Genomic DNA, 19,287 nt, shown 5'->3' with positions numbered 1-19,287 from the left:
TTCCTGGTCTAAATCATTATTAAATGCTCCAATATCTGTAGTTGGTATAGAAAATAAACAATTTCAACACCAAGTGGTTTTCAGCTTCTCAGTAATCAAGCGTAACTATTTAACAGCTACTTAAAAGCAAGCGACTTTGTCGCTGCTGATATGTCCAGGAAGTTCTTGCAAATGGGCTATACCCCTGCGGGGAACAGGTGAAATTGTATTATCTTGCCTTCGTTTTCATCTATCCCGATGACTTCTAACAACATTCACAAAAAAACGCTGAATAAAATGTCCAAAAAATGGGATTACACGAGTTCCGCACGAAAATTTACAGCTAAGTTCCCAGTCTTAAGTTACCTGGGCATACAAATCAATTTCTGGATTATTGCCAATGTTTTTCTGTGTGTGCTCATGCATTTACAGTCGTTATCCATCAGTGAGAGTTATCCAATCCATCCTCGTGGTGGATTGGGCACCACCTTAATACTGGCGGTATTTTTCGGATTTCTTTATGGGGTGATCCTTGGCTTAACAGATTACTATCTGGATAAAAATCTCCAGAAAAGGCAATCCATGGGCAGAATAATTCTGATCAAATCCATCCTCTCCCTTGTACTGATTGTATCGATGCTGGTTTCCATCAAGCGTGTTTTCTTTAGTTTATTTGTAGATCCAGCCCTATATACGCCCAACTTTATGGTCAACGATAAATCATGGGAGTACATCTTTTTTATTCTGGTGATCTACTATTTCATCATGACCATCATCATCGGTTTTATCAACCAGGTGAACAGAAAGTACGGCCCTGGTGTATTGGTGCCGCTGTTACTTGGCAAGTATAAAACTCCACAAGAAGAAGAACGGATTTTCATGTTCATGGATTTAAAATCCTCCACCGCTATCGCAGAAAAACTGGGACACCTCAAATACAGCTCATTTATCAGAGATAGTTTTTTAGACATCAACAAGATTCTTTTATCGTTCAATGCAGACGTTTACCAATATGTAGGAGATGAAATTGTAGTCACCTGGAGGGTAGCCGATGGCGAGAGAGACCTCTCTTGTATTCGATTCTTTTTCGGCTGTGAAAAGCAGTTTCAGGACAACGCCAATTATTACCTTTCCAACTATGGGGTTTTACCGCATTTTAAAGCAGGCTTGCACATGGGGAAAGTAACTGCGGTAGAAATTGGCGACATCAAAAGAGACATCGCTTATCACGGTGACACCTTAAATACCGCGGCAAGAATTCAAAGCGTCTGTAATGACTACCATAAAAACTTTCTGATTTCGGAATATGCCTTGACCTCCCTAGACCTGCAGCATCAGCTCAAAACAGAAGCTATAGGCGATATTCTGCTAAGAGGAAAGTCAATAAAAGTGGGAATTCACAGTGTGGAGGGAATGCTATAGGACAGGCTCAATCCTGGCATTTGAAACCAAGGTGCAGCAGCTATGAAATACCTTCTGCACCTTGGCCATGAAACTTAAATCGCAGCCTGGCGATCTCTGAATGCGATAAAATCTGCCAAGGAATAATCCGGACAAGCCCCTTCACGTGCTGTAATAAAAGCACCTAAGGAAACAGCCTGCTGCATAATCTCCCCTGCTGCAGCTCCCTTTTCAAATCTTTTCGATAGAAAACCTGCTAAAAAGGAATCGCCGCTGCCTACCGTATCCTTGACTTCAATGGATACCGCCGGACATAAACAGAACTCATCCCCATGGGCATAAACTGCCCCTTTACTGCCTTTAGAAATGATGATCTCCGGCAAATCAAAGGTATCCTGCAAATACTTCACACTGTCTTTTTCTGTGCTATACGTCTTGCCAAGGAAATCTAGTACCATCCGCAATTCTGCTTTATTAAACTTCGCCAATTGTGTTTTATGCAGTAAATCTTTGATCACCTTCACATCGTAATGCGGTGGTCGCAGATTAATATCAAATACATTGTAAGCGCTGGCTTCCATTAACTCAAACAAGGTGTTCCTCGACTTTTCATTGCGGGTCACCAGACTTCCGAAAACCAGGGCATCTGTAGTCTCCAGCATTCGCTGATCTTCCGGCCTGACCGCAATGAAATCCCAGGCTACATTTTCTACGATCTCATAATGCGCATCATTATTTTCATCCAAAGCAGCAACAACCGTACTCGTAGGATGCACATCATTGACCTGAATACCCGCTGTTGGAATGTCCCAGTTTTTGATTTTCTGTAATAACTCCTCTCCCAATTCGTCCTGCCCAACACTGCTGATCATATGGGCATCAACGCCCATTTTGAAAAGGTGATAAGCAACGTTAAATGGTGCTCCTCCTGCCCTTCGCTGTCCCCCGGGGAAAATATCCCAGAGCACCTCTCCAAAACAAGCTATTTTTATTTTCTTTATTTCCATGAGATGATAAATTAATTGATCAGGTCTTTGGCTCTGATCAGAGACCCAAACTAAGCATAAGGTAGCATTAACAACTCACAAATTACAGTGACATCTCCAGGAGACTAAAACATCCGCCAGGCCTCCCTGAACAAGTGTAAACACTGCACCGCCAAACGCAGCACCTATAAATTTAAATCTCTTACTTCCTCAAAGATCCCTATCAGTAAATCTGAAGCACCTGCCGCTCCAAATGAAGAAACGTATACTTTGACAAAGTCGACACCCGGCAAATGTACTTTTTTACCATTCGCATCCACTGCCCAGCTAATGTCTATGGAAGGATCCTTGATCCCGCCATAACCCCAGTCGAAAGTACCCACATTAAAAGAGGTACCTGCACCATCACTTACGTCTTTAACAGGCAGATACACTTTCGTTCCTTTCAACGTATAAGTAGCTCCAAGCCATGAAGGGTAATAGTCAGCTCGTCTGAATTTTGTGGTCTTCGTGATGGCACCTGATCCGTTTTTATTATCTGTGTATTTAAGATAAGTAGTATCAAACTCCCATGCGGCCTTCCCTGGTGCTGCAGGTTTAGCTGGATCTGGCTTGTAATAAGTTATCTCATAATTTTTAACGGTCGCGGATTTATGATGCTCACTGCCGGCTATTTCATACCATTCATTCTCGTCGGCAATGCCATTTTTATTCGCATCGTAAGCCACATATACGCTCACCGGAGGATATTTAATAAAACTGCTATTCTCAGACATTTGAACTATAAAATCACGTTTACCATAAGCATTGATCACGGTATGATCAAATTTAGTCACCACATAACCTCCAAAAGTTCCGAGCGGAATCTCATCTCCATTGGTTAGTGCCAACTGCATTTCTGCTAAAGCTTCAGCTTTGGTGGTAAATGAATAAATATCATTATTAATACCTGGAGCAGGGACAAAATCCACCAATGACCATGCCTTTGAATTGTACGTTTTATTGGTTTCTGAAACCTTAACTTTTGCAGCAGCCTGCTTCGTTACTTTACCTGAGGTTACCGTAAAATCCAAGGCATAATCATTCGCCTTTGGCGCGATAAACTGTAAAGTCTTCGTATCGCAGATGACAGAATCCTTCACTACACCATCCTTACCAGTCACCTTGATGCTCCATTTATATTGCGGAACTATGCCATTACTGTTTTCAATGGTCACTTCAGGATCAATCAGCACCACATTATACCTGGCTACCGCAAAATCAGCGGCTAATTTAATCGCGATCGAAGGCGCTGGTACAGGAACAGGTTCCGGGGTCACGCTATCTTTACTGCAGGAATAAAAAACGCTGATCGCCGGAATACACAGGAGGTATATTATATATTTTTTCATCATCTTAAACTTATCTTAAATTGTATCTTTTTAATAGGTGAAGGTCTCCGGCTCCGGAAAATTTAGTTGCCATAGAAGATTGCTGCTGACAAAGGCCCATAGGCTCAGACACACAGTTGACCACTTTTATAAAATCTACGCCAGGGAGATTGGCCTTTTTCCCGTTTTTGTCCACTGCCCAATCGATGTCAATGTCAGGATCCACCGCATTTACATAACCCCATTGCGGCGCGGTAAAGTTCCAAAGCGTACTCTGCCCTGCACGTGCAGGTCCAAAATTCACGTTTAACTTCATTCCTTCAAAAACAGCTGTATTTTGACTAGCCCATAATGGGTAATACTCTTTTCTGGTTTTGGCCCTCGACAAGTAATAGGTTTCCGCCTGATTGTTTTCGCAAAGGATATGCTCCCGGTCGGTAAAAGGATCGTTCGGCCCGGCCACTACCACAGGCAATCCTACTGCTTTTTTATGATAGGTAATCTTAAAATTCTTAATGGTGTTTTCCTTTGTATGCTGACTTCCGATAATCTCATACCATTCGTCCTCATCAGGCTGACCATTTTTATTTTTGTCATAAGCCACATAGATCAATCCAGGGGCTGTCGGATCCGCTTTATCCGTTAAATCACCTCCATAAACCCTGAAATCTTTTTGTCCCGGAACATTCGCCACCGTATGGTCAAACCCAACCACAATAGCGCCTCCAAATCCACCTAAATCCAGGTGATAGCCCACACTGGTTTCATTGATCCGGCCTAAAGCCCTGCGCATCACCTCTGCTTTTGAGTTTCCTGCCACATACAAATCATTGGCAAACAGCCCTGGTGCGGGGTTGAAATCATAAATACTGGTGATATAAGGATTGTAGTTTTTAGCCTCAGTCATCACGTTAATCGTCGTTTTTTTAACGCCTTTTTTACCGGCAGACATGACGTTTAAGCTCAATTCATAAATACCAGGATATACCGCAATAAACCGGTAGTCTTTATTATTACCAACCACAGAATCTGTGACCTGGTTCATCGGATTCTTTGTCAGCACCCACTCGTAAGTCGGATCAGCAGTATTGGCCCCGGCGGGGATGTTCAAGACAGTAAACGTGTTTACCTCGTATTTTTCCTGAAGGGTAATGTCTTTTGGATCTAAACCTTGTTCAGGTTTAACATCATTTTTACTGCATCCTGCAAATACACAGGCGAGTAACAACAAATGAGTAAAGTTTTTTTTCATAATTTATGGCTCACAATTTTAATTTAACGTACTATTTTCTGGTAGGGATATTTTCTCCGGAGAGGTGTAAATCTGTGGCACCCATCACTTCTGTAGAAGTCTCGCCCAGCCATCCTGCCTGTTGATTCAGCCCATTGTAAACCTTTACGAAGTTTATTCCCGGAAGCTTCACTTTGTTTCCGTTTTTATCGATTGCCCAGTCAATATCGATCGCAGAATCATCGTCATTGTTAGGCGCATTATCCGCGTATCCATATAAAAATGCATACTGCACGAAGTAACTGCCTGTACCGCTTTCATCCACTGCATTATCAGGCAGCCTGGTGCCTTTAAAAGTAATAGAGGCCTGGTCTTTCAGCCATTTTGGCCAGTAGTCTAAAGAGTGGTTATAGGCATTGTTCTGCACCAGATAACCATTCTTACCCTGATTGTCTTTCCAGTAGATATATTCCATATCAGTAAAGAGGACGCTTCCTGTACCACCGCCTGGAACAGGCTTTTTATTTGGATCTGGCCTGTAATAGGTAATTTCATAGTTGTGAATGGTTTTTTCCATCTGATGACCTGCTCCTTCTATTTCATACCATTCATCATCAGGAAGCCCGTTTTTATTTTTATCATAAGAGACCATAATCACCCCGGCTTCACTGCTGCCACCACGCATGGTCGAATTTGGGTTGGGATTGGCTTCTGCCCAGAACGCATTCCCTAAAACCCTGAAATCTCTTTTTCCTTTTACATTTAAAATGGTGTGGTCAAAGCCGAAAACGATATATCCGCCAAATGCGCCAAGCGACACCAGATCTCCGTTTTTCTTAGCCAGATAGGTCTGGGCTCTGCTCAGGATCCGATCCGTCGTTTCGCCCTCATTCGCCACTGGCAAATCATTGATAAACTGTCCGGGAGCAGGTTTGAATTCGAGTACTTTATCTATAAAAGGTTTGTATTCTTTCGCCTCTTTGCTGACGTATACTTTCACTTTTTGAGTTTGCACCTTCCCTTGATCATTTATAATGACTTCCAGTTCATAAGTTCCAATATCTGTAGCTGCAAATAAGGCTTCTTTTGCGCTGGCATCGGTTAAAGAATAATTTTCTGACGGGGCATTCGTGATACTCCAGGTATATGTTGCAGCTGTACTTCCGGCAACACCAGGACTGATGGCGATGATGGCCGATCTGCTTGCTTTAAACTCATTATTCTCCATCCTCTCCCCCTCTGGTTCTGTGTTGTTTTTCTTAGCACATTGAACAAGTACCAGCGCCGAAAGCAAGAGTAGGATCGAGCGGAAATACTTTAAAGATTTGTCATACATAGTTGTGATAATTTAGTTTTTATAGATAAAGGCGAAATGCGCAGGAATATTCCCCGCAGTGGTTTTCCATTTTAATTTACCTTCCGGTGTGAAGCAGTAGATATAACCGGTCACCACATAATTTTGCGCATCGGTGATGTAGATCTCTTTTGTTTCGGGATTTACCTGTAGTCCATAAGGAATCATGATGTGTTTATCGGTACCGTCGGTAATGATCTTATCGCTGACAATCTTTTTGGTTCTGGTGTCCAAAATTCCATAGGTTATTTTATTGCTGTTGGTCAGATAACTCCAGGCCACACTGTAGAAATAAAGCGCATCATCCACCAGACACATGCCTAAAACCGGAATATTTAACTGCATTTTTTTCTCATCGGTCTGGGTATCGATCACAAAAAGGTTGGAGGACGTATTATAATAATCCCCTCTGGAGCTCACATAAATATCTCCCCTGGTATCGATCTGCATACCATACAGGTTGATGCCTACATCTATCTTTTTAATCTCTTTAAAAGTTTTCAGGTCGATTACAGATACTGTCCGATCGTAATTAGGCACACGATATCCACCGGAATTCGCGACATATAATTTTCCATTGTGTACCACCATTTGCTCCGGCTGATACCCCACAGTTACCTTTCTCTTCAATTCTAAAGTGGTCGTATCAATCTCTGCGACGAAGCCCAACTCTGCATTAGGATCAATGGCTACAGGCCCTGAATAAGAGCTGACATAGGCCTTACCTTTATAAAACGTCACATATCTGCAATTGGGGATGTCTATTTTCTTGATCCTTTTCGCGGTCCATTTGTCGATGACTTCTACTTTATTGGAGCAGTTGATCACCGCATATACTTTGTTGCCATATATCTTGATGTCGTTGCCCACATCACCCAGCTCCTTCACCACGGTAGGGTTGCGCTCTGAATAAATATCGGTTGTATAGTTCCCCGTCCGGTAATTAAACAGGTCTATACTTGACCTGTTCATCCCCATATTGCCCTCATTGAGCAGGTAAAAACCTTCTATATTGCCATCAAATTTTGGCTGGGCCACGTTTTTGTCGGAGGAGAGGAAAATGACTTCGTCTTTCCTGCAGGAAATAAAAGCAATCGCTATCGATAAGCTCAGTACTAAGTTTGCCGTTATTTTTCTCATAGCTCAATGCTGATTATAAATTTCATGGTACGTCCGGGCATGGGATAATTGTAGATTACCTCATAGTGCTGGTTGAGCAGATTGTTTAATTCTACTGTTGCTTTTATTTTATTATGATCCAGTGTAAAGCGCTTCTGAAGAGATAAATCCTGGGTATACCAGGGCTGCACTTCATTAACCTTAATGTTGTTTACATTGCCATTGTATCGCTTTCCTACGTAGATAAAGCTGTAGTTGAAATTCCAGGATTCATAACCAGCGTTGAGGATCGTGGAGCCGCTATGCCAGGGTGTATAAGGGATCTGGTCTCCATAAGAAGACAATTCCAGACCTGCAAATTTCGTGTAATCCCTGCTTTCAGCATAGGTATAGGCCAGGTTTGCCGACAGGTTTAGCCGGTTCAAATGTCCGGCTATATTGATGACTGCATCTATCCCTTTTCCCCTCACCTGCCCCATATTGGTCATCATCCAGCGGAATAAATTCCCTGTAGGTGCCGCCACAATTTTATCTTTGGTATGGGTATAATAAGCGTCTGCCTGAAGTGAAAATTTCTCTAAAAACCCTTTACCTATTGGAAAATTATACGTAAAACCAAGATCATACTGGTTCATATATTCAGGTTTCAAAGTACTCGAACCCACCATCGTATAATACAAATCATTAAAGGTGGGCATCCTGAAAATACGTTTCGCAAATGCTCTTAAATTAAAATCATAGGCTTTGAATGGCTTATACCCTAAGAATAATGCAGGTGTAAATTCAGTCTTATCCGGTGCTTTTGCATTATAGCGCACCTCCTCTTTTACATAAGTACCCAGTACATTCCCCAGCACTTTAAATTCTCCAAGCTTGAGGGAACTGGCCAGCGAAACCAATGCGGTATAACGCTGAGGATAGGAAAACTGGGTTTGTATGCCTCTTCTGGTGGCGTCCAGTCTGTTGTACTGTAAATCTGTGGACAGCGAAACATCCCAGACTGGTAATATGCTGTACATATTTACTGCCGATAAATAGAATTCCTGTTGGTGATAGCTGTCGTCTGATTGTGCCCCCTCGGTTACCGTTTCCCCTAATATACTGGTCGTATCTCTTGCCAGATAGTGGGTATGATCATCCGCATATTTCAGCCTTACCTGGAACTTATATTTTGCACTAAAGTCCTTCACCAAAAAAGCCTGTGCGAAAAAGTTCTGATCTTTCTGCCGGAATCCATCTGCAAATTTATTCTCTACAATAGCCCCCGGTGCCCCCCTTTTGGAATCGTAATAATAAAGGTTCGCATTCCAGGAACCATTATTTATCTTTCCATAAAGGCCGGATTCGATCCTGAAGGCGCTGATGTCACTGTTCATCCTGGTGGCTGTAGTATCATAGGCCAACGTACCATCCTGGTTGTTTCTTTTATACCGGAATTGATATTTGCCATTAGATTTGATGTATTCAGAACTGACACTCATGCTGAGCCGATCATTTAATTTCTGCTCCCATCTGAAAGAGGGATCGTGATAATTGATCGACATGGTTTTATACCGCAGCAATAGATTTGAGTTTTTATTTTGCTCAAAAACCGGCCGTTTGGTTCTCATGTAAATGGTAGAAGCCGAGGCGAAGTCCTTTGCCGACTGGAAGATTTCACTCTTTTGTCCATTATACAGGGTCAGCGCTTCCATATCATCCAGGGAGTATTTACCTAAATCGGTCACGCCATTCTGCGCATTGCCCAACTGTATGCCATCATAGAAAACACCCACATGATGCGTTCCCATATTGCGGACGTCTACGGTTTTCAATCCACCAAGGCCACCATAATCTTTAATTTGGGTTCCGGCAAAATACCGAAGCGCATCTGCTACATTATGGCTCGATAGGTTTTCTAGTTGTTTTCCGGAAAGACTTTGGACAGGAATGACTTCCTGGAAGGGCTTTGCGTTGATAATGACGCCTTTTAATACTTTTGCCGTATCAGCAACAGCTGTAGTATCGGTTACTTTCTGAGCAAAGAGCCAAAATGGGACAAAGGTTAGGAAGAGCGGAAAAAGCGTTTTTTTCTTATTATACATCACAAAATTAATTGCAAAGACGATGAGAGATGTAGTAATAAAAAACGCAAAGACACCCAATTATAAAATAACCGGGCAATTTTCTTGTTGTTCAACTTCTTTCCTCGAAAGTCTTTAACTATTTAATTTTGGCAGGTATCCTGACTTGTTCCATCTTTAAACAACCTTCCCATTTCTTATCGAAACAGTGGTATAATACCGTTTAAAGACTTAATAGAACTTACAGTAGCGGGCCTGTTCAGGATTTACACCTGATTCCCTTTTAACTATTTTCCTAAAATTTAGAAGAATAGACCAAAATTTTTCATAAATATATAATCTATTTTTATAAAACCTGATAATGACCAGATTTATTTAGCGCAAGAATCATCCGCACATCAAAAAAGCCGGAAGATTTCTCTTCCGGCTAAGACTAACTTAAAAGCTTTTAAAAAGCTGGTAATAGATCTTTAAATTATTGAACTACTTTACCATCTTCAGCGATCTTGATAGAAGCAGTTTCTGCGTCTTTTTTCACGTCGATCTGGTAAAATTTAGTTTTATCTGCATTGGTTACCAGGAAAGCGGCTACCGGAGTCCATGCTTTAACTGGTTCACTTTGCAAGGTAGTTTTTACTGCTTCCGGAAGATCTTTCAATTCTACCGGAACTTTAGTAGTACTATCTTGTTTTACGGTAATAGCTACCGGACTTTTTACTTCTGATGCGTTTACTGCAGTGATTGATGCGAATGCTAAAAATGCTGCTGATAAAATGAACTTTTTCATATGCTATGTTTTTCAGTTATTATTCTTGTTAATTATGTTTAGAGAAGGTTCATAATTGTGCCATGAATAACTGAATCTGGCATGCCACTGTAAAAGAACTGGTTACGGAATTTTGTCGGATTTTAACTGTAGAGATGTGCCACACTCTGTGGTTTAAGGAAGCAAAATCAGGCAGTAAACTGAATCCGGATCTTAAAATCTACTAAAACACAGCTATTTTATGCTGTCCTTTTTCATCGTATGGCCTTTTGAGTTTTTCATCTTCATAGGCATCATTTTACCCATCATGTTTATTGAATTGCCATTTTTCATCATCATGGTAGTTCCATCCTTCATTTTCACCGTCCCATCAGTCATGACCATTGTCCCATTTTCCAGGGTCATTGGTTGCTTCATTTCCTTATGCACTCCATTTTTCATGACCCACATCTTTCCGTCTTTCATCATGATGTGGTCTTTAGCTTTACTCATTTTATGAGTCTTCATTTCTTTGTGCATTGTGCTGTCCTGAGCCACAACAGCACTGCATGTTAACATGGCCAACGCTGTAATCATTAAAAATAACTTTTTCATAATATTAGATTTGATATGTTTTTTTTTTAAAGCAATCAACATTCTAAATTCCAGTAGATTACTCCAGAAATAAAAACACATCACAATCAGTATTGTTCTACTACAAACACTAAAAATACACCATGAGAAATGTTATTTATGGTATTAATCTGACTGCAGATGGTTGCTGCGACCATACCAAATTTAATGGCAGCGAAGAGATCCAGGAGTATTTTACGGCTCTGATGAAAGATGTTGACCTGATCGTGTACGGACGTAAGACCTATCAGCTGATGGTCCCATACTGGCCTGAGGTGGCAAAAAGTCAGTCCGCCACGAAATCAGAATATAATTTTGCGCAAACATTTAACGCCATTGACAAAGTGGTTTTTTCTCGATCATTAGACAATCTGGAAGGAAATACGAGGCTTATTCGCTCGAACCTGGCGGAAGAATTCTTAAAACTGAAACAAGCAGCGGGAAAAAGTATATCAATTGGTGGGGTAAGTCTGCCTGCTCAACTGATCGCTGCTGGCCTGGTGGATGAATTTTACTTTGTTGTTCATCCAATCATTGTGGGACAAGGTAGACGGTTATTTGATGAGCCAGACTTGCAGCATTCCCTAAACTTAAAACTAATGGAACCGAAGGTACTTAAATCTGGATGTGTAGCGCTTCATTACCTGAAACAATGTTAAATAAAATTATTATTTACTTTCTAAACTCTCCATAAAAGCAATGATATCCTTTTTTTCCTGATCGCTAAGCTGAAGGTTTTCTTCAGGAAGCGTTTGGTTAGCCAATTTAATTCCTAATCCCGCAGCTCCCCCATTGTTATAAAATTCCATGACCTCGTCTAAGGTCAGGTATATTCCATTGTGCATGTATGGTGCTGTTTTTTTGATATTCCGAACAGTGGGGATCTTAAAAGCATGTTTATAAGAATCAATCCTAATCACACCATAATAACCTACATCCGCATCCAGCGTGGAATCCGCCAGGGACACAGGCACACCCAAAACTTCCGTTTCACTCGTGATATATTTCGGGGGAGTAACGCCATTAAACAAAGGAGCAAAATGACAGGTGGCACATTTTGCTTTCCCCATAAACAGATTAAAGCCTTTCAATTCCTGCTGCGATAAGGAGTTTTCATTGCCGCGCATGTATTCATCAAACCGGCTATTGAGCTTAACCATGCTGCGAATATAGGCCGCAAGGGCATTGGTCACCTGATCTGAATTGATTCCTTTCTCCGTCTTTGCTGAAAAAGCCTTTGCAAATAAGGACTGGTATGATTTGTTGGCAGAGACATATTTTATGATCGCCTCTATCGAACCATCCATCTCCTGTTTGCTACTGATTACATCAAGCACCTGGTCTTCCAGGGTTAAGGCTCTCATGTCATAGAAATAATTTGATTGTAAAGCAGCATTGATTAAGGTAGGAGCATTTCTTGTCAGCAGTTTTGAGGGATCATGAATAGTTGTATTCTTAGCGAGTCCGTCGGAAAAGGCTAAATTAGGGTTGTGGCAGGAAGCACAGCTTCTTGTGCCATTACCGGATAATGCTGCATCAAAAAAGAGCTTCTCACCCAGGTCTACTTTTGCAGTGGTGGAATGAAATTCAGGGCCTGGAGAAAATGCATCGGCATTAAAGACATCGGCATCAAACAGTGTTTTTGCCTCCTGTATCAGCATTCTGTTATATTTAATTTTACGGCCTGGTAAGTCCTGTTCCAATGCCGCTATCCCGGCACTGATCTTATTCCCAAAGCGCGTAATAAATAGCGCTCTGTCGAAAGCGTTGAAATCAGGATGGCGATCAAGGTAGGTAATGGAGGCATTGAGATCCTGTAATAAAACCTTTTTCTCCTTTTTACTTACATACAAAGAAAGAATATTTTTTAAGCTCCTTAAGGATTCAGCAGCCTCTGGCATGCTGTTCAAAGCTTGCGCATTATCAAATCCAGTAATCCCCAGCGTAACGATCCTAAATACTTCTAATTTGCTCGCATCCAATATCCGCCAATCGGCAAACTGCTGACCATGAAAATAAGAAACCAGGTAGTCTGTATTTGAGATTAAATGCCTGACTTCCCTGATGAGTTCTTCTTTATTTGCTGCATTGTAGGCTGGGTAAATCAACTCCTCAATCACCTGTAGCCCCATTGGATCAATAGAACGGGCTAAAGAAGGGTCTAATAAATCCGCATTCTCGATCTCCTCCACTGGAGGCCCATTTAACCTCCTGCTCAGGTCGGCAGTAAAATATTCTGAAGCCCATTCAAACTTTTTGAACAGCAATCTTGATTTTAAAAAAGCCTGACGAACAAAGTGTTCGTCAGGCTGATCTTTACTTACCTCAAAAAGGAGGCTATCTTTTACATAGTTCTGGAAGGATACGACCTGATTGAAAACTTCTTTTTGAATTTTCAATTCCCTTGAACTGGCTGGCCTTTCTGCTGTATGAGCTGCAGAAATTGTCTGAGCTGTATCAGCTGTACGATTCGAATCAGCAGCGGTAAAGCTTAACACAAATAGCCCTATACACAGCAGTGCTATTATTCCGATCCTCTTACTCATACCCCGCTCCTCTTCCTTAGCAATCTATTTAAATGTCAAAGCATTCCTGAACGGATTTGCATTTTTATCTCGTTCAGCCAGTGGTTTGATTCCCCATCTGTGTTCTATAAAAGAAAGAATGCTGACCGTCTCATATTGCGTATGGTCTACAAAGCCTTTTTTCGCAAATGGCCCGATCAAAATTGCAGGAATACGGCTGCCTGGTCCCCATCTGTCAATAACTGGTGGGGCTACATGGTCAAAAAAGCCACCGAACTCATCATAGGTTAAGATCACTAATGCATCCTTTGCATTTGGTCCTTCTAATACGGCATTGATCAGGTTTACGGCAAGCTGTTCAGAAGAATACACCGCAGAACCACCTGGATGTTCGTCATTTCCTCCACCTGGTTTCACAAAAGAAACACTGGGAAGGCTACCTTCTTTCGCTGCTTTAATAAAATCATTTTGATCCTTCATGTGTGTACGACCTTCTGTTCCAGCTTCATATTTTGAAAAATAAAGGAAAGGTTCATGATTGTAAGCAAAGTTGTTTTTTTTGCCTGCCACTGCATCATCCCATCCCTCCGAGTACCAGGCCCAGGATATATCTTTTTCAGTCAGCTTATCGCCAATAGTCGGCATCGTCTGAGAAGGCAATAATTTGGAAGTATCCGATTTTGCAGGATAAGGTGAATTTCTTGAATACACATGATTAACAACATAACCATCCGGGGTAACGATCCCATCCTTTATCATTTTACCATCGGCATCCAATTTCGCGATCAAGGATTCCGGAGCATTCGGCCAAACCGGCGCAGCAGCAGAAATCAAATAAACGTGGTTAAAATAAGAGCCGCCAAATACGCTCTGAAAAAAATTATCACACAGTGTATATTTTTGGGCCATTGGGAACAATGGTATTTTTTCAGTGTTATAATAACCCATCGCTAGTCCTTTTGAATCATTATATGCCGCAAATTTATCCATCTTTCCGCCGTTAATCTGCAGCTGGTTATGAAAAAAACGGTGTGTCACATCAGGCGTTGCCTTATCGGACGGAACATATTGATCTATGTTAAAAAGTGCATTTGGCAGGTTGGTAGGAAAAGCATTATTTCGGGGAATCTCAGGTAGGTATTGATAAGGCTTTCCATTTTCGTCAACTTGTAAAAAATTGCCCTTTTTAGCATTTTTAATACCGTTTGCGCCTTTGAACTCTCCATATAAATTATCAAAACTGCGATTTTCCATATAGATCACGACCAGGTGTTTAATCTGCCCGATACCTTCATCAAATGAGGTTTGCTGCTGCTCCTGCTGTACTTTTTTGTTAACACCGCAACTGCTGATCAACAAAATGGCAGGGAACAAATAAAAAAATCTTTGTAAATACATTCCGTTTTCCTTTAAGATTCAAATAAATAACTACGATTGTCAATCGTATTAAAAATTTCGATTTAGGTCACAAACATAAGATATTATATCACAATGTCTTTGTCAAAATTCTGTTAGCAACCCCCTATTGTTTTTATTTAGATTCATTATAATCAAGATGCTTTTGCTTACTTTCGGCAAAAAAATATAATATGATTAAAAACTTACTTTTGCTATGCTCATTGCTGTTTCTGTCCTTTTTTCAAACCTATGGGCAGAACATTAAAATTCATGGAGTCGTTACAGATAAAAACTCCGGCCTTCCATTTGTAACCATCGAAGCGAATAAATCGACAAAAACACAAACCAATACTAAAGGATATTTCAGCCTATTTGTAGAAGCCGGGAAACCTGTAATACTAAAAACAAAAGCTGTAGGCTATAAAAACATGAATATAGCATTAGGGTCTTTACACCGTGATACCACCTTAAATATTGTCCTGGAACAAGAAAACAACACGCTCGAAAATGTAATCGTCTCTGCAACACGCAAACCTGAAAACATACGTAACATCGCTGCATCAGTAAGTGTAATCTCCAAAAAGAAGCTCGAAACAGAAATGATCATTAACCCTGATCTAAGTACAATTTTAGCCAATCAGGTGCCGGGATTTGCCCCAACCGCACAAACAGGAAATAACGTGGGACAAAATCTTCGCGGACGCCCAATGTTGGTGATGATTGATGGAGTAAGTCAGTCTTCGCCCTTAAGAAATGCAGAGGTAGACCTACGTTCTATAGATCCGGCAGTTTTACAGCGGATAGAAGTTGTAAAAGGTGCAACTGCAATTTATGGAAATGGTGCAGCCGGCGGATTGGTCAACTACATCACGCTTGTTCCTGATACCGCTGCAAAGTTTGCAGGAAAAACAACGATGAACTTAAACGGATCTTTAATCAACCCAAAAAACTCCGCTGGGGGACGCATCAATCAAATGTTTTACGGCAAGGTTGGAAAAATTGATTACGTAGCTAGTGGAACTTATGAACAAACCGGTGAATATAAAGATGCTAAAGGTGATGTAGTTGGCCCAAACTATAGTTTAGGCGAAACTGACAGTTACAATACCTTCCTAAAGGTTGGCTACCAGCCTGATAAAAACCAACGTTTGCAGCTGATGTACAATTCTTACAGCAGTTTACAGAACAGTAATTTCACCTTAGTGAATGGTAATCTTGCCACCGGCCAAAAGGCTACAGGTGTTTTAGGAAAACCGCTTGGTATCCCTACCGGGGTTGATTACAACCACAATATTCACCTGTCCTATAAAATAGATAGCCTGTTATTGAACACTAGCTTGACGGTTGATGCTTACTTTGAAAAACGTAAAGATGTGTTTTACGTCTCTGTAGGTCGTTTTGATGGTGGTGATGGACAATCCTTAGCTACAAATGAGAAAAAAGGTGCCCGTTTATTCTTAGAAACACCAGTTTTACAAAATTCAATGCTAAAAGCAACACTAGCTTATGGTGCAGATTTCTTAAAGGATAAAACGGCACAACCTTTAGTGGATGGCAGAACCTGGGTGCCTTCAATGAATATGGCCAGTCTGGCCCCATTTGCACAAGCAAATGTAACCGTATTAAACGACCTGATATTTACCACAGGAATCCGTCTGGAACATTTAAATATTAATGTTGATGACTACCAGACACTACGTACTACAAACGCAACAGGAGGAACATTAACGCCTTCTTTTGATGTGACAGGTGGCAAATTAAAGTACAATACTTACCTGTATAATGCCGCATTAAAGTATAATCGCTTTGCATTGTTCAGCCCTTTTATCAGCTTTTCCCAGGGCTTTTCGGTGATGGACATCGGTCTTGCACTACGTGAAGCTAAAGTAAACAGCATTGATAAGATCAATACAGACGCGGTAAAAGTGAATAATTATGAGGCTGGTTTTCAAAGCAATTATGAAAACCTGACTTTCCTTGCTTCGGTGTACAAAAGCACCTCGAAACTTGGTATTGAAGTGGTATACGATCCAGCTACAGGGCTATTTAACACCGCAAGAAGTCCGGAAAAAATCTATGGATTTGAGCTCGCTGCCAGTTATAAATCGATACCTTCCTTAGAATTTGGCGCAAGTTATAGTTATACAGAAGGTAAACGTGACATTGACAACAATGGCAAATTTGATGATGATGCGGACAAGTATATGAATGGTCGCCGGATTTCGGCACCTAAAATTACCGGAACAGTTACTTATAGCCCATTGACCGTATTAGATCTGACATTGAACTATACCGGAATAGCCTCACGTAGCCGCTTCGAGAAAAATGCAACAGGCGTTTACAATGGTAATGAAGGAGCTGTTAAAGCTTATAACCTGTTCAGTTTTGCAGGTAGTTACAGGGCTAATAAAAACACAAGGATTACTTTAGGTGTCGAAAACCTGTTTAATGAAGACTATTTTCCTGCCAGATCACAATGGTTTATGCAACCCGGATTTTATTCTAAAGGAAGGGGAACATCAGTTAACCTGGGTATATCTGTGAATTACTAGTCCTCTAACTAGTCTTTACATCCATTTTTATTGGATTACCTATAACGCACAAAGCCCAACATTTCTGTTGGGCTTTGTGCGTTAATTAAAGACTCAGGCCTCTCATTGGACCGGAAAACCTGATTGAATTATTGATTTAGCAATGGTTTTACTTTTCTTAACGTTTCATCGGCTGTGGTTTTTGCCAGCGATTTTATCTCGAAAGTCTCCAAAGCCTTATTTAGCTCATTTAACTGCTGAGTCTGCTTGTTTTTAGTATACAATGACTTTAAATACCTGATTTTCTCAAAATCCTGTGCGCCTTCAATTAGCTTTTCAAACCTCATAGAACTCAGCGGCCCCGGGTAAACCATGTAGGTGTCGCCAGCTGGCCATGTCGTAAAACGGCTATCTGCAATAGGATTTTTTGTCCAGCTATTATAAGCCCATCGTAAATATCCATCCAGGTTTTTATTGGCCGTATACCAACCCATCCAAACGCCTTCTGCCGGAGAAGAGAAGGTAAAGCCATTTGGATAAGGCTCAGTACAACAGGTATACCAGGTACTGGTTTGACCTTTTTGCTTACGCTTTTCCAGAATATCTGATGGAAAATCCAATCTTGAAGCAATGCTATACACATCAATATCTTGTTCTATTTCAGGATGATAATCTCCGGCTAGAGCAATTTTCCAGTCTTTATCAGTCTCTTTCAATAATTTTATAACTGCTTGCATCGCAGCCATTGGCCTTTCGTCCATGGCGATATAAGTTTTGCTAAACCAGCCTTTTTGTTTTAAATGTTGTGCAAAATCTACCAGCATGGTTTTCCAGAAAGCATTATAAGCCGGTGTTCCAATCGCATCTTTAAAAACGATTTCTTTTTGCGAAGCTTCATCATAATAGGTAAAAGCGATTTTCCAGGGCACCATACTGTAACAGCTAATCCGTTCAGTAATGCCACAATCCATCACAAAGGCTATATATTTATCAAATAAACTGTAATCATATTTCCAACTTCCATCCTTCTTTTTAGTCCATTTAATCAGAGTCGGATAATCATCATAAGTCTGATGGCCCCAGGGCTCCTCTACTATACTCGCCGTTATTGTTTTTTGGCCGGCATTGGCTAGCATTTCGTAGTATTCTTTCATCCTTGAATAATGTGCATCACTCCAAAGCGGCACATTGTGTACGCGGGCGATTGCTGCCGGATGTTGCCATAAATCTAAATCATACTGCCATTTTTTAGGATCAGGTAGTGTTCTGTCCAATACCTGAACGGTGATAGGCAAAGTATATTCCTTATCCCCTTTTATCTTAATTATGCCTTTATAACTCCCTGGAATGGTGTTAGCTGGCACCTTGATACTAAGCCAAACTGGTTTGGTATTGTTTTTCTCTATTGAGACAGATGGAGTTTTTGTATCAATCATATCAGCTACATACGAAGAATCGAAGTCCGCTGCTTTTCGATGACCACAGCCATCTTTAAATTCATCGGTCATGACATATTCAATAAAACCAACAGTCATATTTTCCTTTTTAAGGAGGTTACCCTGCTTATCTTTCAAATCGGAAAGGGTTAAACTGATATCTTTAGAACCTTTATTTGTCCATATCAGGAGTTGTGTATGAATTTTCTCCCCTTTCCAGGCTTTTGCTGTCCAGCTCTTTTCTAAATCCAATTTAGGTGGTAATTCTCTTGCAAAATGCGTGTTGGAGGAAGCAAAGCTTACATTTAATCCATTGGGCACTTTAGCCCATTCGCTATCGATAATTTGCTTATTTAATAAGGGCTTTTTTTGCAGCGCTAAACTTGCGTCTTGTGCCCCAACATTTAAATAGAAAAGGGATAGACAAATAAAAAAGAGATGTTTCATAGCTCTAAGTTAGCCATTTAGGGAAGAAGGAAAAATGGTTGTCGTATCAGGCTTGTTACGCAAGCGTTT

Annotated in this window: 14 protein-coding genes, 1 pseudogene and 1 riboswitch; of the genes and pseudogenes, 4 read left to right on the top strand and 11 right to left on the bottom strand. The window is 40.9% G+C overall.

Features of this window, described 5'->3' with window-relative positions:
• Positions 1 to 117: 117 nt before the first annotated feature.
• Positions 118 to 201, top strand: a pseudogene (locus tag R2Q66_RS23930) (DUF4385 family protein); the annotation flags it as partial.
• Between the two features lie 75 nt (positions 202 to 276).
• Positions 277 to 1,401 carry an adenylate/guanylate cyclase domain-containing protein gene (locus R2Q66_RS21375; RefSeq protein ID WP_316753047.1) on the top strand — a complete coding sequence of 375 codons (1,125 nt, stop codon included), beginning with the start codon at positions 277 to 279 and terminating at the stop codon, positions 1,399 to 1,401.
• A 74-nt stretch (positions 1,402 to 1,475) separates the two neighbouring features.
• Here the strand turns inward: R2Q66_RS21375 and R2Q66_RS21370 are convergent, their stop codons facing one another.
• The 8 genes from R2Q66_RS21370 to R2Q66_RS21335 form a co-directional block, all read right to left on the bottom strand.
• Positions 1,476 to 2,387, bottom strand: a complete 912-nt coding sequence (locus R2Q66_RS21370) for a carbohydrate kinase (RefSeq protein WP_316753046.1) — start codon at positions 2,385 to 2,387, stop codon at positions 1,476 to 1,478.
• A gap of 164 nt (positions 2,388 to 2,551) precedes the next feature.
• Positions 2,552 to 3,760 carry a hypothetical protein gene (locus tag R2Q66_RS21365; RefSeq protein ID WP_316753044.1) on the bottom strand — a complete coding sequence of 403 codons (1,209 nt, stop codon included), beginning with the start codon at positions 3,758 to 3,760 and terminating at the stop codon, positions 2,552 to 2,554.
• Between the two features lie 7 nt (positions 3,761 to 3,767).
• On the bottom strand, positions 3,768 to 4,988 hold the full coding sequence (locus R2Q66_RS21360; RefSeq protein WP_316753042.1) for a hypothetical protein: 1,221 nt from the start codon (positions 4,986 to 4,988) through the stop codon (positions 3,768 to 3,770).
• Between the two features lie 31 nt (positions 4,989 to 5,019).
• Positions 5,020 to 6,303: a hypothetical protein gene (locus R2Q66_RS21355; RefSeq protein ID WP_316753040.1), complete on the bottom strand. Its 1,284-nt coding sequence runs from the start codon at positions 6,301 to 6,303 to the stop codon at positions 5,020 to 5,022.
• 12 nt (positions 6,304 to 6,315) lie between these two features.
• Positions 6,316 to 7,461: a DUF5074 domain-containing protein gene (locus R2Q66_RS21350; RefSeq protein ID WP_316753038.1), complete on the bottom strand. Its 1,146-nt coding sequence runs from the start codon at positions 7,459 to 7,461 to the stop codon at positions 6,316 to 6,318.
• Positions 7,458 to 9,524: a TonB-dependent receptor gene (locus tag R2Q66_RS21345; RefSeq protein ID WP_316753036.1), complete on the bottom strand. Its 2,067-nt coding sequence runs from the start codon at positions 9,522 to 9,524 to the stop codon at positions 7,458 to 7,460. Before R2Q66_RS21345 ends, R2Q66_RS21350 begins: the two co-directional genes overlap by 4 nt.
• A 112-nt stretch (positions 9,525 to 9,636) precedes the next feature.
• Positions 9,637 to 9,838: riboswitch (cobalamin riboswitch) on the bottom strand.
• 140 nt (positions 9,839 to 9,978) lie between these two features.
• Entirely contained in the window at positions 9,979 to 10,290 is a 312-nt protein-coding gene (locus R2Q66_RS21340; RefSeq protein WP_316753034.1) for a hypothetical protein, read from the bottom strand.
• Between the two features lie 213 nt (positions 10,291 to 10,503).
• Positions 10,504 to 10,776: a DUF6799 domain-containing protein gene (locus R2Q66_RS21335; RefSeq protein WP_316753032.1), complete on the bottom strand. Its 273-nt coding sequence runs from the start codon at positions 10,774 to 10,776 to the stop codon at positions 10,504 to 10,506.
• A gap of 209 nt (positions 10,777 to 10,985) precedes the next feature.
• Here R2Q66_RS21335 and R2Q66_RS21330 point away from each other — a divergent pair, with 209 nt between their 5' ends.
• On the top strand, positions 10,986 to 11,540 hold the full coding sequence (locus R2Q66_RS21330) for a dihydrofolate reductase family protein (RefSeq protein WP_316753030.1): 555 nt from the start codon (positions 10,986 to 10,988) through the stop codon (positions 11,538 to 11,540).
• A gap of 9 nt (positions 11,541 to 11,549) precedes the next feature.
• Here the strand turns inward: R2Q66_RS21330 and R2Q66_RS21325 are convergent, their stop codons facing one another.
• Together R2Q66_RS21325 and acpA are read right to left on the bottom strand one after the other, a co-directional pair.
• Complete coding sequence (locus R2Q66_RS21325) at positions 11,550 to 13,427, bottom strand: cytochrome-c peroxidase (RefSeq protein WP_316753028.1); 1,878 nt, start codon at positions 13,425 to 13,427, stop codon at positions 11,550 to 11,552.
• 24 nt (positions 13,428 to 13,451) lie between these two features.
• Positions 13,452 to 14,804: an acid phosphatase gene (gene acpA, locus R2Q66_RS21320; RefSeq protein WP_316753027.1), complete on the bottom strand. Its 1,353-nt coding sequence runs from the start codon at positions 14,802 to 14,804 to the stop codon at positions 13,452 to 13,454.
• A gap of 191 nt (positions 14,805 to 14,995) precedes the next feature.
• On the opposite strand from acpA, the gene R2Q66_RS21315 reads away from it, so the two are divergent.
• Positions 14,996 to 17,356, top strand: coding sequence for a TonB-dependent receptor (locus R2Q66_RS21315; RefSeq protein WP_316753025.1), 2,361 nt, complete (start codon positions 14,996 to 14,998; stop codon positions 17,354 to 17,356).
• Between the two features lie 128 nt (positions 17,357 to 17,484).
• On the opposite strand, the gene R2Q66_RS21310 is transcribed toward R2Q66_RS21315, so the two are convergent.
• Entirely contained in the window at positions 17,485 to 19,218 is a 1,734-nt protein-coding gene (locus R2Q66_RS21310; protein ID WP_316753023.1) for a DUF4091 domain-containing protein, read from the bottom strand.
• Positions 19,219 to 19,287: the final 69 nt, after the last annotated feature.

Source organism: Pedobacter gandavensis (assembly GCF_032677645.1).
GTDB lineage: Bacteria > Bacteroidota > Bacteroidia > Sphingobacteriales > Sphingobacteriaceae > Pedobacter > Pedobacter gandavensis_A.
The sequence above is the reverse complement of the archived record's forward strand: the minus strand, read 5'-3'. Positions and strand labels throughout refer to the sequence as shown.